Annotated in this window: 11 protein-coding genes and 1 pseudogene; 3 read left to right on the top strand and 9 right to left on the bottom strand. The window is 65.4% G+C overall.

From position 1 onward, the window contains the following. Both AB0K14_RS34710 and AB0K14_RS34705 read right to left on the bottom strand, forming a co-directional pair. Positions 1-870: pseudogene (locus AB0K14_RS34710) on the bottom strand (hypothetical protein); the annotation flags it as partial. Positions 871-975: 105 nt separating this feature from the next. Next, on the bottom strand, positions 976-1,218 hold the full coding sequence (locus AB0K14_RS34705; RefSeq protein ID WP_360458801.1) for a helix-turn-helix domain-containing protein: 243 nt from the start codon (positions 1,216-1,218) through the stop codon (positions 976-978). A 317-nt stretch (positions 1,219-1,535) separates the two neighbouring features. On the opposite strand from AB0K14_RS34705, the gene AB0K14_RS34700 reads away from it, so the two are divergent. Further along, the gene (locus AB0K14_RS34700) at positions 1,536-1,976 is read left to right on the top strand and encodes an NUDIX domain-containing protein (RefSeq protein ID WP_360458799.1); all 441 of its coding nucleotides are present in this window, start codon (positions 1,536-1,538) and stop codon (positions 1,974-1,976) included. A 274-nt stretch (positions 1,977-2,250) separates the two neighbouring features. On the opposite strand, the gene AB0K14_RS34695 is transcribed toward AB0K14_RS34700, so the two are convergent. The 3 genes from AB0K14_RS34695 to AB0K14_RS34685 all read right to left on the bottom strand — a co-directional run bounded on the left by AB0K14_RS34695 (position 2,251) and on the right by AB0K14_RS34685 (position 4,546). Next, positions 2,251-3,150 carry an aminoglycoside phosphotransferase family protein gene (locus AB0K14_RS34695; RefSeq protein WP_360458797.1) on the bottom strand — a complete coding sequence of 300 codons (900 nt, stop codon included), beginning with the start codon at positions 3,148-3,150 and terminating at the stop codon, positions 2,251-2,253. Further along, the gene (locus AB0K14_RS34690) at positions 3,147-4,100 is read right to left on the bottom strand and encodes an XRE family transcriptional regulator (RefSeq protein ID WP_360458795.1); all 954 of its coding nucleotides are present in this window, start codon (positions 4,098-4,100) and stop codon (positions 3,147-3,149) included. The genes AB0K14_RS34695 and AB0K14_RS34690 overlap by 4 nt, the downstream gene beginning before the upstream one ends. A 131-nt stretch (positions 4,101-4,231) precedes the next feature. Beyond that, positions 4,232-4,546, bottom strand: a complete 315-nt coding sequence (locus AB0K14_RS34685; RefSeq protein WP_360458793.1) for a helix-turn-helix transcriptional regulator — start codon at positions 4,544-4,546, stop codon at positions 4,232-4,234. 474 nt (positions 4,547-5,020) lie between these two features. On the opposite strand from AB0K14_RS34685, the gene AB0K14_RS34680 reads away from it, so the two are divergent. Both AB0K14_RS34680 and AB0K14_RS34675 read left to right on the top strand, forming a co-directional pair. Then, positions 5,021-5,881: a helix-turn-helix transcriptional regulator gene (locus AB0K14_RS34680; protein ID WP_360458791.1), complete on the top strand. Its 861-nt coding sequence runs from the start codon at positions 5,021-5,023 to the stop codon at positions 5,879-5,881. After that, positions 5,881-6,159 carry a zinc finger protein gene (locus AB0K14_RS34675; protein WP_360458789.1) on the top strand — a complete coding sequence of 93 codons (279 nt, stop codon included), beginning with the start codon at positions 5,881-5,883 and terminating at the stop codon, positions 6,157-6,159. Before AB0K14_RS34680 ends, AB0K14_RS34675 begins: the two co-directional genes overlap by 1 nt. 775 nt (positions 6,160-6,934) lie before the next feature. On the opposite strand, the gene AB0K14_RS34670 is transcribed toward AB0K14_RS34675, so the two are convergent. Genes AB0K14_RS34670 through AB0K14_RS34655 form a run of 4 tightly spaced genes read right to left on the bottom strand, consistent with a single transcriptional unit; the run spans position 6,935 to position 24,430 of the window. Further along, positions 6,935-9,202 carry a UvrD-helicase domain-containing protein gene (locus tag AB0K14_RS34670; RefSeq protein WP_053717371.1) on the bottom strand — a complete coding sequence of 756 codons (2,268 nt, stop codon included), beginning with the start codon at positions 9,200-9,202 and terminating at the stop codon, positions 6,935-6,937. Continuing rightward, positions 9,199-15,927, bottom strand: a complete 6,729-nt coding sequence (locus AB0K14_RS34665; RefSeq protein ID WP_360458787.1) for a DEAD/DEAH box helicase — start codon at positions 15,925-15,927, stop codon at positions 9,199-9,201. Before AB0K14_RS34665 ends, AB0K14_RS34670 begins: the two co-directional genes overlap by 4 nt. Continuing rightward, the gene (locus AB0K14_RS34660) at positions 15,924-21,440 is read right to left on the bottom strand and encodes a class I SAM-dependent DNA methyltransferase (protein ID WP_360458785.1); all 5,517 of its coding nucleotides are present in this window, start codon (positions 21,438-21,440) and stop codon (positions 15,924-15,926) included. Before AB0K14_RS34660 ends, AB0K14_RS34665 begins: the two co-directional genes overlap by 4 nt. Beyond that, positions 21,437-24,430 (bottom strand): DEAD/DEAH box helicase, encoded by a 2,994-nt coding sequence (locus AB0K14_RS34655; protein ID WP_360458805.1) that lies wholly within the window; start codon positions 24,428-24,430, stop codon positions 21,437-21,439. Before AB0K14_RS34655 ends, AB0K14_RS34660 begins: the two co-directional genes overlap by 4 nt. Positions 24,431-24,470: the final 40 nt, after the last annotated feature.

Raw genomic sequence — 24,470 nt, 5'->3', positions numbered from 1 at the left:
GCCCGCTGACGCACCTCGACCGAGTGCCGTGACGTTCCTGCCATGACTCCATCCTCCACACGCAATGGAGTCCCCATCAAAGCCGGGGCGGTTCAGGTTGAGGCTGATGGTGCGGGCGGAGGCGTCGGTCTTGGGCTGGCCGAGCCAGAGCTTGCCGCCAGCGGATTCGTGCAGGGCGCCGTTCTGGGGGTCGATGATGAGGAAGCCTCTGTCGTCGTCGAAGAGGTGGAGGTTGTGGCGTTGCAGGCCGGTCAGCTCGCCCCAGCGTGCGCCGGTCCAGCCTGCGGTGATGACGAGCACGGCTCCGATGGGTCCGTAGAAGGCGGCGACCTGGTCGGCGATGCGCAGCACCTCGGCGGGCTCGGCCCAGACTTTCTCGGGGATGCGGGCGGCGTGGTTGCGCCGTCCGCGTCGTCGAGGCCGGATGGGGTTGGCGACGATGAGCTTGTCCTCGGCGGCGTCGGTGAGGATCTGGGAGAGCAGCTTGACGAACCCGGCGACGGTCACCGGCGACAGGTGTCCGGCGCGCAGCTGCTTGGCCCATGCCTGAACCTTGAGGTTGGTGATGTCGGCCAGGGCGGTGTCGCCCCAATGGGGCGTGATGTGGTTGCGCACGATGCTGCGGTAGTTGTCCTCGGTGCGGGTGTCGACGTCGAGGGCGTCCCACCAGTCGGTGAGCCACTCCTCCAGGGTCGTGCGACCGTCGGTGGGGTCGAGCCAGGTGCCGCGGCGTTGGTCGGATTCGAGGTCGTTGGCGTGGTCCTGTGCGGCTTTCTCGCTCCTGAAACCGGGGATGGAGCCGATGGTGCCGTCGTCGCGGCGGAACCGGACGCGCCAGTGGTTGCTTCCCGACTGCTCCACCCAGGCCATGTGTGCTGCTCCTTCGTTCGGTGGTGGTGTGGTGGTCACGGTGTGACAGGAGGATGAACGCTCCTGTGGTCGAGTAATGCAAGCGTTGCGGCACAAGAACTTTCGTCAGTTCCGAAAGGACCTGTGGCGCTTGGCGGGTGGTCGTGTGGAGCGTGCGGGTCGGGCGCCTGTCTGGGCGATCGAGGTGAGGTCGTCGCTGGAGAAGCGCAGGTGCTTGCCGAGGAAGGTGCACGGGATCTCCCGGCGTCCTGCCTTGCGTCGAAGCCACGACTCGCGGACGGCCAGCAGGGCCGCCGCTTCCGCGGGGGTGTACAGCAGGCGGTTGGTGTCGGCGTCGTGTCGAGGCACGGGGCCCTCCGGAGGTGGTCGAGGGTGCGATGACATCCTTTAACTCCGGAATAAGGACCGTTGGGGGACACGCGCCGACAAGATCTTTTCGCCGACTTCCGCCCAAACGGTCGTGTGGACCGGCCCGTAAGGCGGGTACCAACCGCTTACCGAACTGGTACCGCGCTTGGTAACCGCTGCTCAGCGCCTTCTGTTCGTGTCTGGATCAGCGACATGACCGACACGGATCGCACAGTCGGCGACCGGGCGCATCCGAATAGTTACATACCTCGTAAGCTGCGCCGGGTTCCAGACCGCGTGAGAACCGACGAGGATCCATGGCTGACCGACACCTGATCGACGTGCACGTCCTCCTCGTCCGCGACGACGACATTCTGCTTACCCGCCGCCGCGACACCAACCCGCTCTTCGACGGCCTGTGGCACCTGCCCTCAGGCAAGCTCGACGCGGGAGAGTCCGTTCTCGATGCTGCTGTCCGCGAGGCGAAGGAGGAAGTCGGCGTCCACGTCGACCCCGCGGACCTGCGCCTGGTGCACACCTTGCACGTCAACGGCTCCGGTCCCGAACCCCGCCTCGGCCTCTTCTTCGAAACCCGCCACTGGACCGGGACGCCGACCAACCGAGAACCCGACAAGTGCTCCGCGGTCCGCTGGTTCTCCCTGGACGCCTTGCCCGACCGGCTCATCGACTACCCGGCTGCCGGCATCCACGCCTACCGCACCGCTACGGCCTTCAGTGCTCGAGGCTGGGCCCGGTAATCAGTAAGCTCTGAGGCAGATCCGCCAAGTCGATGATCCGCTCTTCCCTCCGACGGGTAAATCCTGCTGCAGTAAGTCTCACGTCTGCTCAATGGAGACTTGCCGCATTTCGCTTGTGTCGAAGATCCGGTATGGGGCGAGTGAAGTTATTTGAATAGGTCGCCATGTATTTCATAGTGCTTGCCGGTTGGGGGTGCTGGGCGACTAATTTCGGTCTTCGGGGTGACGAAGAATGACTCGGGTACAGCATTGTCTCAGCGGTGGCAGGTGAGTGTCATGGCACCGCATGCCAGCCGTTCCACGGCCGCGAGCCGTGTTGACCGCGTAGGCAGGCGAGTCGGTGTGCGGCCTGGTCGGCATAGCGTGCCGGGTTGGTGCTTGCTACTTGGATGGCCATGGTGGTCATGCGCAGTTCGCGGATGTCACGCAGGATGTCAAATCCGGCCCAAGTGGTGACGTCGAAGCCGTAGGCCCTGCTGTAGGCGACCCATTCGGCGGTGTTCATCCAGTCGGTGGTGACGTGCGAGACGGCGGTGGAGACCAGGTCCCACTCCGGTGGGCCGAGCGCGCAGCGCTCGAAGTCCAGCAGCACCACGTCGCCATCACGAGTACGGACCACGTTGCCTTCCCAGGCGTCGCCGTGGACCACCGCGCGTGGTAGGCCGGGTGGCAGGGCGTCGTAGGCGTTCTGGAGTTCGACCAGCCGCCTCAACATCCATGCCCGGTCGTCGTCGCTCAGCACGGACGCGGCCTGGATGCGTTCGGCGAGCCGCACGAATGGGTCCAGTTCGGGCAGTTCGAAGTCCTCCGGCAGAGCAAGGGCGTGAAAGCGGTGCAGGACGGCAGCCACGTCGTCACTGGAGCCGGGCTCGTGCGGGGGCAGTTCGTGCCAAAACGTCACGGCTCTGCCCTCGACCACGACCGGTTGTTCCACCTCCCGCAGCACGCGTACGGCTGGCACGCCGCCGTCCTCCAGCCACCGGGCTACCTGTACCTCCTTGGCCGCCGCGGCGTCTTGCCCGACGCGCGCGACCCTGGCCACCAGGGATCCGGGCAGCCGGTAGAGGTCGTTCTCCCCGAGCCGGATCACCGCGGCGCCTGCCGTGTCCAAGCCCGCCTTCGCGGCGGCGCTATCGAGGGCCGCACGGCTGGTTTCCTGTTGGGCGTCGGTCATCCGACCAGCGCCGTGCCGATGCGGTGCCGCAACTCGGCCACCTCCGTGACGTTGTCGTGCACAAGCGCGAAGCGGTGAAGATCGCGCAGGTCATCCGCAGCGCGTCGTGACTTCACGGTGCCCGCCCAGTCCAGCGCCAGGCTACCGAGCATGGCGGCTTCCGCCGGATCTCCGACGGCCATGACCAGGGAGGCGAGCTTGGTCTGGCTGATCGCACGGGCACGGGCGAACTCGTCACCGTGTCCGGTCACCGCCGAGGCGAGCCTGTCCCGGGCTTCTGCGTAGAAGTGTCCTCGGACGGCGGTGTCCCACAAGGCGTGCCCGGTATCCCCGGCATGTTGCGCGGTGTCGTAGTACCGCATCCACGGCGGATCGTCGTCCGGGCGGCTGTGGCCGAACTCCTCGTCGGCGGCACCGACCGCGCTCGCCGTCTCCTGCATCTTGGCGAGCTTGGCCAGCGCGCGGGCACGACCGGTGTGCAGCATGGCCCGCTCGGTGGCGGTCAACCGATCGGCACGCACCAGTGCCAACTCGGTGAACGTCAGCCCACTGTCGGGATCGCCGCACCAGATCGCCTGGCGTGCCATCGAGGAGAGCACCTTAGCGCGCAGGTGCCAGTCCCCTGCCTCCTCGGCGCACGCCAGGGCGAAGCGGAACATGCGACGCGCGTCGTCGTGGGCGTAGGCATCGAAAGCCATGAACCCGGTGACGTGACCGAGGTACCCCACGGCCGAGAACAGGGCTGGGCGGACCTTGTCCGAGCACCGTGCGCCCAGCAGGTCCGCGCAATACCGCAGTTGCGCGGTGACGGCCGTGCGGACCAGCCCTCCACCGTAGAGAGCGTCCCAGTCCTCGAAAGACCGTGCAGCGGCCCGCACCTCCTCGACATCCGTCAAGCCGACCACCGAAGGAAGAGGCTCAGTCTGGACCGGCACGATGAGCTTGGCCAATCCGGACCAATCAGTTGTCGTCCTCACGCAGGAGGGCGTCACATCGCCCGTCGGCACTGGCGCGGAGGTGTCATCTGAGTGAAAGTCAAGTCGTGTGCGGCTGTCTGCATAGCGAACGTCGGAAACGTCTTCTAGTAGGATTTCTGCTGTTCGTTGACTGCTCGACTAGATTGTCGGCGAAGTCGCTTTTGTTCATTCCTTCCTTCTTCTCGCCGTGCGATCAGTGCACCTTCGGTTCCCAAGGCTTGATCGAGAGCTCTGACTATCTCGGCTGAAGGGAGGTTGTGGTTGGGGCGTTCGGCCAGCGATACGTACTGCCTGGTGTAGCCGATCATTCGAGCCAGTTGTGGCTGGCTGAGTCGGGCCTCGGTGCGGCGTCGGCGGATCTCGTGGGCGAGTCGGACACCAGCCGGTTCGGTCATGTTCGAGTGCTCATCGTTGCTCATGTCGCCTCCGCCTGCGCTAGGGGGCAAATAAGGGGCAAATCCGCGTGTCGGCTGTTTGCGTTGTTCCCTGATCGTACCGGTCCTGGTTGAAATGCGTATCTACCGATTTCGGCGGGTCGAAAGGGAAGGCGATGGATGCTGGTCTCGTCAGGACGCGCGACTGGGCGGATGTCCGGATGCTCGATGGCGCGGAGACGGCCAGATTCCGACCGGAGTTGCTGTCCACCGGCGATCACGACCGAGTCCTCGAAGTTGCCTTCGGCCTCGTCTTCGCTCGCCTTCCATGCACCGGCAGGACCTCGACATCCGACGGATGGGTCGACGCAAGCTCGCGCGCCGAACGTGGCCGCGCCATGCCGCTCGTGTGCAGCCGGACTCGGTCGGACTTATCGGCCTGTTCTGCACCACGCCAGACCGAAGCTTGATCATCGCCGCCGACCGTGTAGCGGCCCCGAGCACAACTGAGGAACGTCGATGGACACCGACGACGAGAAGTCGCCCGCCAGCACGAGGTTGAGTACCGCTCACAGCCGTGAGTTCGGCGAGGAACTACGCCGCATCCGCCACACCGCTCGCCTGTCCTCCGCAGTCGTCGCCGAGAGCTTGGGCTGGTCGCTGGGCAAGCTCAGCAAACTCGAGACCGGCAGCCGCGGCACCAGCCCCTGGGAGATCGCCACCCTCCTTGGCCGCTGCGTCGCCGACAAGGCCACCCGCGATCGCGTCATGGCCATCGCCCACGAGCCCGACACCGGCACCTTCACCCGCACCCACCACGGCAGCCCCGACACCCTCACAGCCCTGACACTGCACGAACACCTCGCCCACAGCTTCACCGCCTACGAACCGCTCACCGTCCCGGCCCTTGCCCAGACCACGGCCTACGCCGGCGCACTGACTGGTGACCAGAATCTGGCTGCCACGCGTGTCGCGCGTCAGGACCGTCTCCTATACCGCCGCACCCCGCCGAACACCACGCTCTACGTCCACGAAACCGCGCTGCGGCTGGTCGTCGGCAACCGCGCCGTCATGCGCGACCAACTGCTCCACCTCACCCTGCAAGCCGGTCAGCCTCACATCACCGTCCACGTCATCCCCATGACCGCACCAGCCCACCCCGCCCTGCGCCACCACGCTGCACTGTTCACCTTCGCCCCACCACTGCGCCCGCTGGCCTACAGCGAAAGCGGCATTACCACCGTCTTCCACGACAACCCCTACGCCGTCGAACACCACCAGCGTCGACTCCGCGAGCTCCACGCCCGCGCCCTGCCCGCAGCTCAGTCTGGCGAGGTCATTGCCCACTGGGCCGACGCCTACGACAAGGGAATCCGCTGATGGGACCGCGCCCGTTCCGCTGGCAACCCCACGACGGCAAACGCCATGCCATCGACGACAACGCCATGCCTACCCAGGAGACGACCACGCTGTGCGGGGCGGAGTTGACCGTTCCCGCTGCGCGCGCCACTAAGCGACAGTGGTGCTGGCCTACCTGCGCGGCGTGCGACGCCGCCTGGCGCCTTGCCGAGGGCATCCCCCTCTTTCTACCGCAGCAGCGCGACACCAACCGGAAGACGACGCAGCCCCGCGAAAGTCGCCGTCCAACGCGCACCTGATCCAACCGGCAGCCAAGCCCGTCGATTCCCGCCACACCTGTTTCTGGCCCCTGTCTGTACGAGGATCATTGCCTGTCGCAGGCCCAGTGCAGCAGTCAAACGGTATAATTGGCCCCATATTCGGGAGACGCTCCCGCTATCATGCTGACACCTCTCCTTGTGTGGCGCATCAAGTTTTGATCGTCGGTGCACTAGTGTTATAGGCACGGCGCTGGCATAGAATTGTGTCTATGCGGCGAACCTCTCGACCGATCACTCTATGTAGCAACATTTGAAGATCGCTTGCGCGTACGGTTACTTCCGTCGGGGGTTCATACGGGGGATCACATTGGGGATCAGGTTGGGGATCCTGTTAGAGCGCCACCCCCTCCGACCGGCGAAGAGCCTGCTTATAGGGGCTGTAGAGGGATCCGCTGGTATCCCAGACTCGCTTGTCCACAAGCCGGTGACACATCGGGGGCGGGCTGGTCTTCAGCGGTCACTCGATCTGCCCTGTAGTTGACTGAACTGGCTACAGAAGGCCTGGTCAGTACACCGGCTTCGTTGCCTTATTCCACTGACACCGCTGGCTCCGCACTATCGAACGGATCGAGCGGACCCTGTACGTCATCCGCCCTGGACGCATCCAGGGCGGATGGCGGAGGCTGTTCCTGCTGCAGTGGTCGGTCTTGGCAAGCGCGCCATCATAATGACCGCAAGCTGGTCAACGGCCAATGGCCGGACATCCGACATCGACTACAGGCGCAATCCTGTAATTGCCACCTGCAGACAAGCCTTACCGCACAATCGGCAGATAAGGACTGGGTTGTCCATACCAACTGATGCGTAGCGTATCTCTGGCTCGGGTCACGGCGACGAACAGCAACGACCGAGCCTTGCGCTCTTCCCGTTCCCGGCGACGTGGGTCGTCGATGCGATGACTACGTGGAAGAATGCCATTCCGCACGCCGACGATCGCGAGTCGCTGGTACTCGAGCCCTTTGAACCGGTGCATCGTTCCGACGTGCACCTCTCCGTCACCTTTTGGGCCCTCTTTTGTCAGTTCGGCGCAGGTGATGCCGACATTCGTCAGGTGATTGACGACCTGGCTAACCATTTCGCGATCCGCCACGCACACGGCCAGACTACCGCGAGCGTCGCGCCGGGTACCGTCGTCGCTCACCGCAACCTCTTCACGCCACTGTTCGAGCGCCTCTCCTAGTCGTGAGAGTTCATCCTGCCAGGAGGCACAGGGAACCAGTTCGGGGATCGGGCCGCGCAGCACCGATCGATACCCTGCAAGGTTGTCCGTTCCGTCGTCCAGGTCGTCGTAGGCGACCTGCCCCGAGGTGATGATCCCAACCGCTTGAGCAAGGATCTCTCCTGTGGTCCGGTAGCTCAACGTCAGCTTGGACGACCGACCGCGAATGTTGACCCCGACCGTGCCGAGCGTGACCTGGTGGTCGTAGATGCGCTGATGGGTGTCTCCCGCGATGAAGAAGTCATTCGGCGCGGGGGGAGCCATCGCACGCAACATCCTCCAGTGCGCGGCGCGGAGGTCCTGGGCCTCGTCCACGACGATGTGCCGGTAACGGTGCTGGAGGTGGCGCCCGCACGAGTTGTCATCTTGCTGCCCAGTTCCGTTGGCCGCCTCGATCCTGGCCGCTCGTTCCCTTTCGAAGCGAGCGGCACGTTCAGCTGCCTGGCCCCAGGTTTCGATGCCCTCCTTGTCGAGGCGTGCGGTGAACTGCTCCAGCAGCTTCCAGACCTGGTTGCGCTCGGGGCGAGTCAGCGAACGACCGCGGCCGGCACGACGGGCTTCGAAGTACTCCTTGCGAGTGGTCAACGACTGTCCGAGGACCACCTGGTCCCACTCTTCGAAAAGGAACTCGACATCCCAGTTGTCGTTGCCCGTCTCTGCCAACACCTGGCGCAGGACGGTCGTCGCCGCCGCTTCGTGCACCCTCTGCTTGGCCGCACCGGAACCGCTGTTCTCGCTGAGGACCCGCGCTGCGAGTTGGTCGATGTGGGCGACCTCGACGCGTGCTGACAACTCGGGTTCGAGCAGTGACGCGAGGCGTGCCTGCAGGTCCGTGGCGAGGTTCTTGGTGAAGGTGGTCAGCAGGATGGGACGGTTCGACCCGGGTGGCAACTGCTCGGCCAAGTACTTCACACGGTGCAGGGCGACGATCGTCTTGCCCGTGCCTGGGCCGCCGGACACCCTGGCCGGGCCGTTGTAGCGCCGGTGGACCAGTTTTGCCTGGCTGGGATGCAGGAAGACCTTCCAGGCCCGGAAGTCGCCCTCTTCAATGGCGAACTTCAGGGCTTCGTCGACGGTCGTGACGGTGGTCCGCGCCAAGGCCGCGCCGAAATCGTCCGCGTAGTCGTCGTCCAGCTCGACCTCGACCTCGGAGGTGATCTCGCGGCGCACGTCGTCCAGGGTCATGCCCGCGGCCAGGCCGGTGAGGATGTCGTTGGACAGCAGCGGTGCTCCGGCGACCAACTGATCCAACTCCTCACTGCTGGTGACGAGGAGGGCCAGGTCGACGAGCGACTCGCTGACACCAAGGGAACGCAGGTCCGCCGCGGTGACTCCGGTGAGCAACGGTGGCGCCGCTGGACGGTCAGGCACCGCAACAGCTTCACCCTCGGTGTTCCCCGCTGCGGCGACGTCCGGCTCGGCCGGCGTCAGCGTGATGCCCGCCCGGTGAAGGACGCTGTCCCCGACGATCGAGAGGTCTACGAACTCGATCTCGCCGGTGATCCGGTTCACCGCAACCGACAGCTCCTCGTACACGTGCTTGCGGTGACGAACTGCGATGACGACCCAGCTCTCCACTCCCGCCTCGTCGACACCGGCCTTCGTGAGCAGTGCCCGGTACGACGGGTCGATCCTGGCACGGAACACCCGACCGTTGCCCTTGAGGGGTTTGAGGTCGAACTTCGGATGGTGTGGGTTGTCCCGGAAGAAGTGACAGAAGTCGAAGAAGACGCCCTTCACCGACCGGTCGAGCTTGTACAGCTCATGCTCGGCTTTCGGGTGCAGGCTGATGCGCGCGGTCATCGGTGTGCGGAGCCTTCCAGGTCGGGGGTCGCATCGGGCAGCAGGTCGAGCAGCGATTCGAGGTGGTCGAGCCATTCCGCCGCCGTGCGAACGGTCCATCCTGCCGAGGCGTAGGCCTCGTCGCGCTTCCGCGCTTCCTCGTCTTCCCCCCGCTTGCCCAGCACACCGATCTTTGGCCCGAGGCTCGGCCAGCCGAAATCGATCTGCCACCGTCGCTCGCCCAGCTCGTGTCCGAATACCGGTGCGCGTTTGCCCTGGGCGGCGAGCACGCGGGCGAGCGTGGTGAGGTCCGACTCCGGCTCGTCCTCTTCCAGCAGGTCCAGGATGTCGTCGTACCAGACGGCGTCCCGTAGCAGCTCCGCCACGCCCTGTTCCGCAGGCGACGACTCACCGACGGTGGACGACTTACGCTGGAGCACTGTCGGTTCCGCACCAGGACGTGCTGCGGCCACTGATTCCAGTTCGCCCACGCCGCCGCACACCGCGAGCGTCTCCACGGGATAGGACCGTGCCCTACTCTCTGCCAGCTGTACACCGTCACCACCGACGTAGGCGAGAAACTGCACCAAGTTCGACCAGTACAGCCACGCCCGCCAGCGCAGCTTGTGCGCTGGTGTGTCGAGGGCGTCACCGTCATCGTCGAGCACGGTGAGTGCGGTCCACCTGAGTTCTCCCGGCGTCGTGCCCCGTGCAGCGTCGAGTGTGTAGACGATCGGCAGGCCGCGTAGATCAGTGCCACGCAGCACGTTCACCGGGCCGCCGCCGGACACGGCACGAGCACGGCTATCACCCAGCGCAGCCCGCAGTACTGCTGGCACCTTGGCACGGTCCACCTGTGTCGCGACCGGGGTCGACGCGATGGTCAGACCGGCGATCAACGCCTTGGCTCGCCGTCCCCAGTTCTCCGGGTCAGGTTGACGCAGGTACGCCAGTAGCGAGGCGATCGGATTACCGAACACGGCGTCTGCCAAGTGCGCGCGCTGCCCACCGAGCTGTTCGTACACGTCCTTGGCCTTGTCCTGCGCACGCCCCTGGTAGGGCGGCCACACCGGTTCGGCGCGAGTGGGTCGCTGCTCGAACAGTTCGACGTCGTCCCAGGTGATCTGGAAGACGACCCGGCCGTCCGCCCTCAGTTCGTTCCGCTTGTCGCAATCGCTCGCGATGCGGTTGTGCTCGCTCGTCGCGTGGAACCGGTAGCCGTCCAGGTAGGCGGTGACGGTCTGCCTCGGGCCGTCAATCCGTTCGAACGTAAAATCGGTGCGGGTGTGCGCCATGACCCGCTGTGCGGTCAGCCGCCAACTGACCACACCGCGAGGATCGGCGAACCGCAGGTAATTACTGGACTGGCCGTCTTCGTCAAGCGCGACGTGGTCCTCACGGGCGACCCACTGCCGCAGGGCCGCGAGGAACCTGGTCTCAAGGTCCGACTCCAGTTGCTGGTCGAGGCCGATGTCTTGGGTGTTCGGCAGAGGGTCGACGTCCCATTCGTCGACAACCATCTCGCCGTCGTCGTCACAGGGCCCCAGCAGTCCGTCCAGGATCTTCAAAGCCTCCTGCCGGGACACGATGTCCTGATAGGCCTCTTCGGTGTGCCGGTGCAGGCAGCGGTGGCAAGCTCGACGTCCCTCACCAGCGCATGGGCACTTCTTCAGCGCGCGCCGCGCATGGGTCAAGGTCTCCTTGAACGCCTTTTCATCGGTGAGCTTGTGCAGGTAGCCGGTGCCGCCGGGCAGCCTGTCGAACAGGACCAGGAAGTGGCGCCGTTCACCGGTCCCGGGATCGGGCATCGACGCGACCGTGGTGTCGAGGTGCTGCGGATCGCCGCCGAACTGCCGGTCCACGCCGAGCCGCAGCGCCGCTCGGAACGAGTGCACCTTTTGGTCGACGAGCACCGTGGACGCTGGCAGCAGGACTCGCAGCGCCTCGGTGCGCAGTTCGTGGACGAGCAACACCGGTTCCTGAGGCACGTCGGCGGGCCGCTTGCCGCGCCGCAATGGGCACCAGGGCAGGTGGTGCTTGAGCTTCGGGTCTCGGGCTACCGACGAGGCCAGCGCGTCGGTGTCGTGGTCGAACACCGGCTTGCCGTCAGCGGTGGCCGCACCGCACCCGGTGCACACGTGGAACGGGCTGAGCCGGACCGACTTGCCCGCCAACTGGTCCTCGGTGTGCTTGTCGAACCGGGCCGGGCCGACATTGACCCGCCGGATCATCGCCTTGCGGCAGTAGTCGATCCCGAACGTCTGGCCTGTGTGCCGCCACGACGTGCCGGGTTCGATGTCCGCCACCTCGATGTCGACCGCGTCCACGACCGTGTAGTACCGCTGGTCGCGGTCGTCCTTGTCGTCGCTGATGCGGGCGTCCTCCCGCTTGTCCCGGGACGTGACGACAGTTGGCTTGACCACGTTGTGCAAGCAGGAGCCGTCGTCGGCGATCCGCACGCTGCCGCACCGCGAGCATGGTGTCCGGTCCTCACGGGCGTTCTCGGTGCGCACGTAGCCGCAGTCCGGGCAGAACCGCCACTCCTTCCACTGCCGGTCCGCGCTGGTCCCGATCTCCATGCCGGTGATCTGGTGCCGGTACCCGTTGACGTAGAAGGTGTTGCCCGGCGCAAGCTCGGACAACGCGTAGCGCTGGGGACGTTCGTAGGGGTACATCTTGGCCCCGTACCGCTTCCCGCCGTCGGCGGTGTCCTCCGACCAGTACAGCGTCGCGTTGAGCGTGGTCACCGCGTCGAGGAGTGCATAGTTGGGCAGCAGTCCGAGGTCGCACAGGGCGTTCTGGGCGGTGGTTTGTCCGAGTGCGCCGAGCTGCTTGCCGGTGCTCCGAAGATCCGCCTCCAGCTCTCGCTTCCGCGCGGCCTGCTCCGGGTCGGTGTCGTGCAGCTCGGCGATCGCCTCACCGATCAGCCGCGCACGCGTCCGCAAGGCATCGAGACGGCGGTGCCACTCACGTTCGGCGTGCTCGACGGCGCCACGCAGATCATGTGTCGCGTACTGCCGGAGTTCGGCTTTGACCTCGTCGGTCACCCCGGTCGGGAACAACGTGAGGAAGCCGTCGACCAATCGTTCTCCCTGCTCCAAGGCGAGTTCGACCAGGTCGTTCAGGTAGCCCGAAGGGCCGAACAAGTCCGGAGCCTTCCCCGGCACGGCGCGCAGCGGCGAGTCCTCGGTCCGCATCAGGCGTTGCCGCGCGGCGAGGTCCAGCAGATGTGCGAGGTACTGGCGGCGCAGAATCTCGATCGCTGACAGATGGCAGCCGGGCGGCACTACCTGTCCCGCGATCATCTCCTTCGGCTGGTCCAGGAAGTACAGGTCTCGTCTGCTTCGGCCGGGCACCGTCAGCAGGAACGCGTTGCCGGTGCGGCGTCCGGCCCGGCCGACCTGCTGCGCGTAGTTCGCGGGACGGCGGGGCAACGCGGCGAGCACCACCGCAGACAGGTCACCGATGTCGATGCCCATCTCCAACGTGGGCGTGCACGACAGCACGTTGGGGTCCTTGAACCCGTCGCCGCGTTTGAACGCGGCCTCGACCCGCTCCCGATCGGCCCGCTTCAGCATGCCGGTGTGCTCGGCGGTGATGACCTGGTACGTGCCTGCTCGCCGATACAGGTGGCGGTAGTAGTCGTTGCGGTAGTCACGGTCACGCAGGTGGATACCCAGCTCCTCCGGCCGGTCGCCAGCGACGAGCCGGCCGGTCTGGCACCGGTAGGACGGGCACGGCTGGGCGTGCCACTGGTCGAGCAGCGACGGGTGCACGGTTTGCTCCCAGAAGCACACCTTGCAGCGTACGAACGCGAGGTTCACCTCGTCGTCGGTGAGCAACTGGATCTCGATGTTGCCCGGTTGCAGGCCATAGATCCGCACCGAACTGTCATTCGGGGTGCCTACGGACAGGATGCCCGCGGATGCCAACGCAGGCAGCAGCCGGTTCCACAGCTCCGGCACCTGCTCACGTGGTATCAAGAGGCAGCGCTGCGCCCAACGCTCATGCCAGGACAGTCGGCCTGTCGCCACGTCGAACTCGCTACCCGCCTTGGGGTGGGCTAGCAGGAACCGCGGGGCCGCGACGCCCTTCGGGAAAGCGCGCATGCCCGGTGGCCGGCCGCCCCAGACCTGGTAGCGGCTGGTGCCGCTCTCCCGGAGATAGCCCTTCAGCCAGGTGTGCTTGACCGCGCCGCGAGACCGCAGGCGCTCCAGGAAGATCCGGAGGAAGGCGAGATAGCGCGCGTCACTCTGCGGTGCTGGGATCGCGGTGCTGTGCCCGAGTTCGAGGTGGATCTCCTTGATTAGCGCCACCGCAGCCGCCGGATCCGGAATGAACACCTGGGCAGCTGCAGTGCGCGTCAGCTCCAGCGTCCGGCCGTTGCGGGAGCGGAAACCGAACTCCATCAACGCCTCGAAGGCCAAGCGTTCGCCGATCAGCTCCCACGTTGCCAGATCACCGCCGCGTCCCTTGCCAGTGAGCAGCCGAGTCACGCCTCTCATGTCGTGCAGGTCCGTCGGCACGACCGCTCTCAGCGTCCTCGGGTCCGTGGTCTTGTCGATCACGTTGGCGATGAGGTCGTTGAGCGCGGTTGGTCGCTCCTCGGAGAGGTGCTTCTTCAGCAGCGCGCGCAATGAGAACGTGTAGGAGCGGCTGGCAACGAACCCGGCCCGGTGCGCGGCGTCCTGCACCGAGTCGTTGAACATCAGCAGCTTGTCCTCCTTCAGCGCCTCGTTCAGCTCGCCTCCGGTGAACAGCTGGGTGATCGACGCCGCCGCGAGTGCCGCCGACCCGGTACCGAGGTAGCGGATCGCATTGTGTTCGCCGCAGGCCGGACACCAGTCCTGCCCGGCTGCGGTGTTCGCCGTCGGACCGGTTATGACCAGCACGAACGCCGAGTCCGCCGCCTTGAGGCGCGGTTGGCCGTCCTCGTCGTAGTCGGTTGCTTGGTTGGGCGGGCGCAGTTGCGAGCCCGGTCCGTCGAGCACCATCAGCGTTCCACCGGAACCGTGGTCGAGCGGCGAGCGGTTCCCGCGCGTGCGCGCCGACACCGCCATCGGCTTGGGCGCGACGACCTCCTTGGCCTCCAAGTTCGTCGCCGCGATCAGGTTGCGCACCCGCACCTTGTCCTGGCTGGTGGACGCGCGACGGATCTTGAACGTGTCGAACTCGACCGCTTGGTCGTCGCTTTCCGGGGAGAACACCGCCCAACCCGAACGGCCGCAGTCACGGCAGTAGATCGCGGGCAGGAACACGTTCGCCGACTGCCCGGACGTCATCACCGTCGCTGGTGCAGTACGGGCATGACCTCCGCCGTAGACGTCGACCGCACCCGCCGCGTCCCATCGAAACTCTGCCTGTGGCCATGGCAGCACGCCACGCACCAACCGGGACACCGCCCGTGCCCATTGGTGTACCTCGACGTGCACCAGGGGACGCGGTTCTGCCGGTGTCGAGTCCGGATTTCGTGCGATCGACAGCAACGCGACGAACCGGGCCAACGCCACCGCCGCCATCTCGGGCCGCTGTGTGATGTCCCGGGCCCACGGCTGGGCGCCGTGCCGCCACATCACGTTGAGGATGTCGTCGTTCGAGTACACCCCGCTGTCGGCAAGAGCTTTCATGACGGCCGCGGTCAGCATATGCCGCTTGAGGATCGCGCCGAGCTGGAACGGATCTAGGTCGCGCTCGCCGGTGACGGCTTCGAGCAGGTCCGCCAGCGCCCCGTCATCCCGCGTCGGGTCGGGCAGGACGGCCAATTCCTCCGGCTTGGGCAACGGCAGTTCCGGGTCGAAGGACGCGACCGGGATGAAGTCGTCAACCGATTGACGGCGCTCGCCGATCACCGCGTCCTTGGTGAACTCCGTGCCGAATACCAGCGTCGCAACCTCGAGGAGCTTGCCCTCTCCTTCCGGACCCGTGCCGGAAGCGAGGGTCGCCGACGTCGCGACCGGGCACATGCGCCCCAGCGGGCGGTCCGGTTCGGGCGTCCCCACCGCAGCAGACAGGCGGCGCAGCAGCATGGCCACATCGGTGCCCTGCGCGCCGTCGTAGGTGTGGAACTCGTCCACCACGACGTAGCGGATGTCCGAGCCCTGCCACAGCGCATCGTCCGAGGAGCGTTGCAACAGCAGGTCGAGCATCTTGTAGTTGGTGATCAGGATGTCCGGCGGTGACAGCCACATCTCGGAGCGGCGGGTGTAAACATGGGAGAGAGGCTTCGCCGCTTGCTCGCCGATATAGAGGCCAGCATGGAGGTCCTTGAACACCGGGTTGTCTGCGAGCAGCGTGTTGATGCGCTCCGCCTGGTCCGTGGCGAGGGCATTCATTGGGTACAGCAGAACCGCTTTCACACCGTGGTTACCGGCGGCGCGTTCCCGGACGCAGTGGTCGAGCACGGGGTACAGGAACGCCTCGGTCTTACCCGAACCCGTGCCAGTCGTCACGATCGTCGGCTGCGGATCGTGACCGTTGGCGCTCGTCAGACGGGCGAAGGCTGCAGCCTGGTGGGAGTACGGGGTCCAGTTGTCCGGGAACCAGTCGAGCAGGCGCTCCCAGCCCGGGGCGGCGGCCGTGAACGGCGTGCGGATGCGCAGGAACGGGCCGCGGAACATGCCCGCGGTCTCGTCACCGAGGAACCGGTGCAACGACTCACGGGTGCCCTCATCTGTGAGGGCGTAGGTGGTCGACAGGTACTGCAACAGGCTCTCTTTTAGCCCGCGCGCCTCCAGTGTTGGCCTCACGACTGCAGCACCTCCTGCTTCACCGGGTCCCACTCACCGCGAGCGACGGCGGCGTCCAGCCGAGCTTGGAACACGGCGTGCGCCTTTTGCATCTCGGTTTCCCGGTCGGCGGGTTCGAATGGCTCTACGTACCCCTCGGGCATCGGCGGCTTCTTGCCCCTCGCCAGATACTCCTCGAACTGCTTCCAGTGCTCTTTCGTCTGCCCGTGGCCGTAGGTGTAGCGGTCACCGGCGATCTTCCGTTCGTTGGCGTCGAACCAGGTGACCCGGTCAAAGTCCTGCATGATCGGGAACCGGGCCCGGTACATGGTGACCAGCGTGTCGGCGGAGATGCCCAGCCATACTGCGACGAGCGCGTCGATCTCCACCAACGCCGAACGCCGGGCACGCTCTGTGCGCAACGGCGTGTCGTACTCCCACTTGGGGGAGACCGGGGTCAGTGGCGTAAGTCCGCGCCAGCCGTATGCCCATCCCTCCTGATCTGTCGCCGGATACAGCTCGTTCCACAGGTCGGCGTAGGCGGAGGTAAGGCAATTCAGGCGGAGAGTGCGAAGCAACAACGCACCAGCAAGGGGATGGTCACGCTGAGGCGCAGGCAACCGCTGGGCTTGTGCCACATCCAGGTGTCCGACGCCGGTCGTACGCAAGAGGTAGTCCAGCGGCAGGGATGCCCAGAACCCCGCCAACAAGGCAGTGTCAAGCTTGGAGCAAAGCGCAGAAGACCGAACCGCATGGACGTGCGTCGGACCTGGCGGGATCAGAGCAACATAAAGACTTCGTTCCGTATCAGGAGCGATCATCTCACGCCAGGCCACACGATAGAACTGTGTGTACGGCTTAGTCGCGCGAGCGGTCAGATAACTGTCGACAGCCTCATTGGCCACCTCATGAGGATCCACCGCCACAATTGCGGCGAGCCTTGCTCGCGCGTCATCGATAGCCTCCTCGGAGCCTCGAAGCTTATCGAGCAGTTCTCGGTCCACCCACTTGTCTTGCTCGCCAAGATAAGTACTGTCGTCCACCATCTGTCGATATTCCGACTCCGGTACCGCATCGATTGCAAGGCCCCGGTGGTCCAGGCCGAGTACTTCCCCCCCGCCTTGACTCGGCTGCTTGAACAACGGATTTGCGACACCGATCTGCGGCCCTACAAGAATTACTTCCCGCCAGCTTCCGGCTTCATAATCGACCCGATTATCGACATTTGTATTGTAGTCGATCAACGGGCTAGCGCCATCACTGCCGAACCTTGACTTCTTGGAAATAGTCTCGTTCAGACCTTGCGTAATTTGTGATCGATGCCTACGCAAGCGCACCGGATACGACCCGAGTGCATCGATGGCCGGGTCTTCGGCTCTACTAACCGGCGTGAGCAATGGCGTCGTTGCCACCGGGATGTCATCGTCACCCATCATGCGCCGCCAGCGAGCAAGCGTGCCCACATCAACCTGAATCACCCGCAAGGGATGAGGCCTATCATCCCATTTTCCATCGAACTTCACACCCGGCGGGTCGTCATCAGCGTCGAATCCCTCCGACAGTCGCAGACTCTCTACGGAGAACAGCCAGGAAAGATGCTTAAAGTTGACCTCACGTACATCGCTGTAGATATGCACACCGAAGTGACTTGAACGACCTACCGGCGGAGGGAAAAAACGGTTTCCAGCATTCACGAAGTCTGCATGGAGACGCAAACGTCGGTACGACTCTTCCCTCAAACGTGCTTCTTTGTCGCCAGCGAAGTGTGTATCGGGATGAACAAGTCCGATACACCCACCAATTACAGCATGCGACCATGCTTGGCACATGAAGGCTCTATAGAAATCCGGGCGGCCGCCGGAAATCATCGGATAGACTTGCGCATTCGCAAGGTATTTTGCCATAGCAATCGTTGATTTAAGTTCAGTGCGAAGATAATCGGAGACTTCGGGCCTCTCAAGTTCCGCTGCTCGACGCCGAGCCTTCTCCGCGGCCCCAGGCTTTTCGGTCAACCCAAACCACGGCTCATACTCCGCGAGTACAGCGTCTTCTTTCCAGTCCGGGCGAACCCAGGGCGGGTTGCCTACCTGGAGGTCGAAGCCACCACCTTGGGCGAAGACCAGGGCGAACTCCAACTCCCAGTGCAGGAAGCCTTGCTGCGAGGCGATGTTCCGCACTTCATGCAGCCACGGGAAGCGCTGCTCAGGATCTCCCTCATCCATCACCATGAACGACGGAAGTACTGTCTCGTAGTCCTTCAGCTTGGGGAGAGTGTCCAACCCGCTGAGGACCGTTCCGTCCACATCCTTGGTGCCGAGCATGGCGTCGACGAAGTCCAACCAGTCATCCAGATTTGCCAAGGGGATGACCCTGCGCCCCGGCTCAGGCTTCGCCTTCGGCTTCTTTGGCTCTGGGCGGCTGATCACCTGCTCTTCGACCAACTCATCGTCATCGTCATCGAGCATCAACCGCTCACCGTCGAGCCTGAAAAACACCCCTTGGTGCTGGATGATTGGCTCGGCGGACCGGGAAATGGGCTCAGGTATCGGCTCGGGCTCAGGTGCGGGCGCGGGCGGTGCCATCGGGACCGTCTCGTCCAGCAATGCCTCGAAGTCGATATTCGCGGTTGCGGTGTACACGGGATCGGTGCCGTCCAGCAGTCCGGCCTTGTCCACCGGCCAGAACCACAGGGCGCACCAGGCGTCCATCACCATCTTGAGCCGCCAGTACGGCGTGTCAGGAGCGTTGAACAGGTCCTCGAACACCTGCTCCTTCGTCACCGCGTGCTCCGGCCTCCGCAAGAACCCGAACTCGGGATCGTCCGGATCGGAACCCCACACGTCGATCTTCCGGGCGATGGCGTCCTCGGAGATCTGCATCCGCTTCACGACCAGCGCCCACAGGAACTCGACCCGCCTCGCTGCATCCCGCAGCCTGGCGAACTGAGAGTGCTTGGTCGGCTTGCGCTTGGCGTCCGGGTTCAGGTCGGCCGGCGTGTGCTTGGGCCGTTGCAGGACACCGCGCTTCCACTTCGCGAGCCGGTCCGCGTCCTCTTTGGCGAGCGCCCTCGCCTCCTTCGCCCCAGCCACCACTGCCCACCCTGGACTGGGTAGCAGGAACTGGTGCACCGCGTTGGCCGGTAGCGGCTGCTCGGCCCCGTCCTTCAGAAACGGCAACGGCGTCGGCGCGAGCGCACCCTTGGTCTTCAGCCACGCCTTCTCGGCGGACGTAACGTCCTCGCCCGAGAACACCGCCCGCCGCGCGCCGACGAGCGAGTTGCCGCGCCTCAAGTGCAGACCGAACCACGGCGCGCGCATCCCGGGGTGCATGGTGTTGAGCCACAACGACACTTCGGCCAGCTCGACGCCGGTGGCGTTCAAGTCGACGCCGTAGGCGTTGTGCAATGCGATGTACGCCTTGACCTTCTGCTTCTCGGTCAACGCGTCGGCGGTCGGCACCGACTTGCCGAGCTCATCCTGGCGACGCCGCAGGTACTCCTCGGCGACCTGGTTGATCGCCTCGTTGAGGAACGCCCCGGACCCGAGCGCTGGCTCACAGATCCGGTACTTCAACAGCTCGGCGGCACGCGTCCGGATCTCGTTGTTGTCGGCGTCCTTCTCCTGGTCGAGCCGGTGCTTGAGGGTCAACTCGACAGTGACCTTCGTCAGCGACTCGGGCGTGTAGTACGACGCGGACGTCTCGCGGTCCCGACCGGCGAGCCGGTAGACGAACGTGCCCGGCTGGTAGCGCTTCGGGCCACGCAATCCCTTACGCATGTCGTGCTCGTCGTACATGACGAGCGTCTTCTCCGGATAGTCCGTCTGCCGCCGCGCAGGGATCAGCCACGATCCCTTCTCCGGGTCACCACCCTTGGCGACCTCGCAAAGCTCCTCCTCGGCGATGATGCCCGTGTAGGACATCAGCCCTTCGTACACCGCGCCGAGCTGGTTGATGCCCAGGTTTCGGTAGGAGATGAACCCGCCCCGCTCACCGTTGCGCGCGCCCTTCTTCATCGTCAGCAGCCGCAGCACCTCGTGCAGAGCCTCATTGCGCAGACGCAGATCGAGTCGACGATCGTCTACGCGGGGGTGCGACAAGGTCCGGCCTATGAGCCTGATCGCCTTCGGTTCGAACAGCTCGCTGCGCAACGGCTCGAAGCGCAGACCGCGGTCTTCGCTGCGACGCCTGGCCTTCGCGGCGGCGGTCTCCTCGTCGTCGTCGGCTTGGGGGTCGTCGGGTTCGGTGCCGTACGGGCGGTGGCCGTCGTTGATCTGCCGACACAGGACGTCCAGCGACTCGAAGAGGTGGAAGCCCTGCTTGGCCTCCTCCTCGACGAGCTGTTCGTCGCGCGCGACCAGCTCGCGCAGGCGTGCCACCGAGTAGCCCGCCTCGTACGAGCCGTCGTCGGCCGGCAGAATGCCCAGCTCTGGTCGGGCCTCGGCGTAGAGGAGGAACAAGATCCGGTAGAGGTAGCGCAGGGATTCCCGGGTGAGTTCACGGGCGAACGGGATCGCGGTGTCCTCGACCTCCGATGGCTCCACCTCAGCCTGGGTGAGCCGGGCCAGTACCTCGTTGGCGATGACCTCCACCGAGCGTTGCAGGCCTTCGCGCAACTCACCGGATACGCCGACCGCGTTGTCCGTGGACTTCTTGAGCAGGTCGTCGATCCACAGCGCCCCTGCGTTGCCCTCCGCCGGTAGCAGCATCTCGCGGCTGAACAGGGCGGAGATTGTCGCCAGTTCGCCGGTCTGCTTGCGGTCGTTGCGTTCCAGGGCGGCGTCGAGGTTTGCGGCAAGGTACCGGCCCTCACCCCAGCTGTTCCGGTCGGCCAGCACGATGACACCACCGCACAGCAGCAGCACGAACCTGGGCGGCTCGCCACCCGGTCCGCCGAGTTCGCTTTGGAACAGCCAGGTCACCAATGCCGCGCCGGTCTCGTAGCTCTCCGACGCGTTCACCCTCAGCGGGTACAGAAGACGTCCGGCTCCGTCGGCGTCGAGCGCACCGTCGTTGACGGCAGTCCAGCCGCAGTCCAGCGCGACAATTCCGTCGCCGTGCCACGCGGTGTGCACGATGTGGTCGCGACCGGCCCGGTGGACGGCCAACTCGACAGGAGGCTCGGGGGCGGTCGGTTCGACTTGCTGATCGATCCCGTCAGCGGGCCCGTCGGCGTCGTCCGGCTCAGCGGGTGGATCGAGGTAGCCGAGGGCGGTCAGCACGTCTTGGTGCCAGGAGGCAAGCCGTTTTACCCAGTCCGGGTTGCCGTACGTGTGCAGCCGGACGTCGTCGCGTTCGTCGTCCGCATCCTTGTCGACCAGGTCGGCGAAGTACTCCCGGCACGTTTCGGACAGGTAGGTGCCGCGCAGCTCGCGCACCAGCTTCCGCGGCGTCGGCCTCTTGTCGTGCTCGTCGGTTTCCCGTGTCGTCCAGAGGCCGAGGATGCCCTTGCGGAGGTCCACGGCGAGCTGGTCGGCGAAGTAGTGCGCAGACAGGTACTCACCGCGGTTGGTCAACGAGTCGAAGTCGACGCTCATCGGACGGTTCCCTCCACGACGGACAGCGGCTCCAGGACGGCGAGCAGGCGCAGCATTGGCGCCCCCGAGGTCCTCAGCGATCTGATGAGCGCTTCCCTGCGGTCTGCGGTCAGGCCCACGCGTTCCTTGTTCGTCTTGGCCGGCCCGAACAAAGCTTCCTGGCGCCATTCCCGCACCCGGCGGCTGTACGGCTCGAGGACGCGGTCCATCCGTGCGTCGTACTGGTCCTTTCGCTCCACTAGGTGTCGTTCAGCCTCGTCGATCGCCTGCGGCACAAGTCGGCTCAGCCCGTCTCCGTCCCCGGGGTGCGCTCGTCCCGGCATCTGCGGGCCGACGCCGCACACGTCGAGCAAACGCCTGTCCATCGGCACCACCCTCGGCGTTCCAGGCAAACCGAGGACAGCCATCCACTCGACCACGGTCGGACGGCCAAGCGCGTTGGAGTAAATGCCCTGGACGAGGAACACCGGGCCGTCCAACTCAGCGGCCAGCCGCTCGTCCCACTGGCGAGCACGGACCCGATCGGCTTGGAAGGCCAAGACGAACGCTTCGTCGTGCCGGATCGAGGCGAGCGCCTTGTCAGTCACCCAGTCGAGGACCGGGTGGATGTCGGAGACATAGCCGACGCTCGGCCACAACGTCTTCGACGAGTCCCGGGCGATCTTCAGCCGCCGCTCGGCGAGCGTCTTGTCGAAGGTGACCCGCAACCGACCGGGCACGTTGGCCTTGGGCAGGATGCCCTGCTCGTCCAGGTAGGACTTGGGCAGCGCTTTGAGGCGGTACTGAAGGTCCGGGGGCGGTTCGAATGCGATCGTGCCGTCGTCGTCGCGGCGCAGCTCCAGTTCGTCCTCGGGGCTGATCCGGCAGATCTGGCGTAGCGCCTCGTCGAAGTACGCCTCAGTCGAATCGAACAGCGTCGGCACGTCCGCGATCGGAACTTCCTCCTGGACGTGTTCGGTACCCACGTTACCCATCAGATCCGCGAGAAACCCGATGCCTTCAGCACGGGACTCCTCGACGGACTTCTCCGTGGTCTTACCCGCTACCAGGTCCTTGGTGAGCCGGTTCTCCTCCTCGGACGCCCGGTAGAGACCGGTCACGGCCTCGGCCGAACCCTCGATCCGGTGTGCCTGCTCCTCCCGTTGCAGCAGCTTGAGGCCGACCAGCCGATCATCCAGCCACAACGGCTCCTCGTTCTCGTCCTGCCTCCACTCGACGTCACTGGTCAGCAGGATCGCCCGGAATTCCGGCGGATACTCCTGTCCGTAGCGGTCGATCCGGCCGTTGCGCTGCTCGATCCGGATGAGCGACCACGGCAGGTCGTAGTGGATGAGCTGGTGGCACTGCTGGTGCAGGTTGACGCCCTCGGACGCGACATCGCCGGTGAACAGGATGCGCACTGGATCGTCACGCAGCCCGAACTTCTCGACGATCATCTTCTGCTCGTCGTCGGACGTCGCCTTGCCGTGCATCACCTGCACGGCACCGGAGAACACCGACCACGGCTTCTTGTCGTCACGCGGGCCGTTCGCGCGGAAACCCAGCGCGACGGGGACCACCTGGGCGAGCCACGTCAGGGTCGCGATGCGCTCGGAGAATACGACAACCCTGGTGTCGGACTTGGGGCCTACGTCGATCTCCCTCAGCAGTTCGACCAGCGCCGCTCGTTTCGCCGAGTCGGCATCGGTCATCGCCGTCCCTAGAGCTTGGAGATCCTGCAACGCTGCCCGCTCAGCCCGCCTGGCATGCTCGTTGCGGCCGTTTGCTGGTTTGTCGAGGGTGGTCAGGCGCGTCCCGATCGTCTCCAGCATCGCCTGGTGCGAGGAGAGGAACGCCTTGAACAGGGTGTAGGGGAACAACGGGTCGGCGCTGACCGACGGAATCTCCCGGTCGGCCGGGATCCACCGCTCCGCCAACTCGGTGAACACCTTCCGCTCCGGATCGGTCGCCTCTACGAGCACCGGGCTGGACGGGCCGCGGTCAGCCCACACGCCCTTGAGCGAGTCGCGAACCTCGGGTGAGGTCTTCGTTCGCCGGATGTAGAGGTGCTCGAGGTTGCGCACCTCGTAGTCGGACGGGTTGGCGATGGCGGCCTCGTCCAGTAGCGCGATCAGCTCCGCGAACGATTCCGGATTGCCGTTGTGCGGGGTGGCGGAGGCCAAGATCAGGGCGTCCGTGCGGCGTGCGAGCAGCCGGGCCAGGTCGTTGTTGCGGGTGCCGCGATTGACCAGGTTGTGCGACTCGTCGATTACCACCGCGTCCCAGTCGGTGTTGGCCAGGTGTGAGGCGTACACGGCGCTCTTCAGCGTGTCGACCGAGATGATCGCCCGCTTGAAATAGGCGAACGGATTGCGTCCCGCCGGAATGTCCTGCTGGATGCGCTGAATACCGGTGGAGTCCAATCGCACCAGCGGCAGGGAGAATCGTGTCCACAATTCGCGCTGGAACTGCTCCAGTACATGCGCGGGCGTAACAACCAGGATTCGCTCTCCGCGTCCACGGCGGATCAACTCAGCCAACAGCAGGCCGATTTCCAGTGTCTTGCCCAGACCAACGACATCCGCGATGAGAACGCGGGGCTGCGGATTCTTCATCGACAGAGCGAGTTCCGCCGGTCGCAACTGGTGGGTCTGGCGGTTCATGAGGAAGCTGTCGGCCAAGGCGAGACCGTGCTCGGTTTGCGGCAGTGCTGTTTTCCGGATCGCTGCCTCCAGGTGGAGGCGGGCCCGTCGGTGGTTCGGCGAGTCGTCCGCCACCAGTCGCGTCCGACGCGGGTCAAGTGCCTTGGCGTGATCGAGTTTGGTGTAGAAGACCGCCTCTGTGCCCCGGACGAACGGGGAAACGCCGGTCACCTCCAGCATCCAACCGTCACACCGGGTGCCGACGACCTTCCTCACCAGCCATTGCTCGTCCCGGACTCGGACCTGAACGCCCGGTGAGAACTGGGCCGCCTCAGACGTCTCCTGGTGGCCATCCTCGGCCCCCGTCATGCCGGTCAAGTACCGCTCCCATTCACGTTGTCCTGCCACC

The sequence above is a fragment of the Actinosynnema sp. NPDC050801 genome, from assembly GCF_040673975.1.
In the GTDB taxonomy this organism is placed as follows: domain Bacteria; phylum Actinomycetota; class Actinomycetes; order Mycobacteriales; family Pseudonocardiaceae; genus Actinosynnema.
This window is presented reverse-complemented; position numbering and strand designations above follow the sequence as displayed.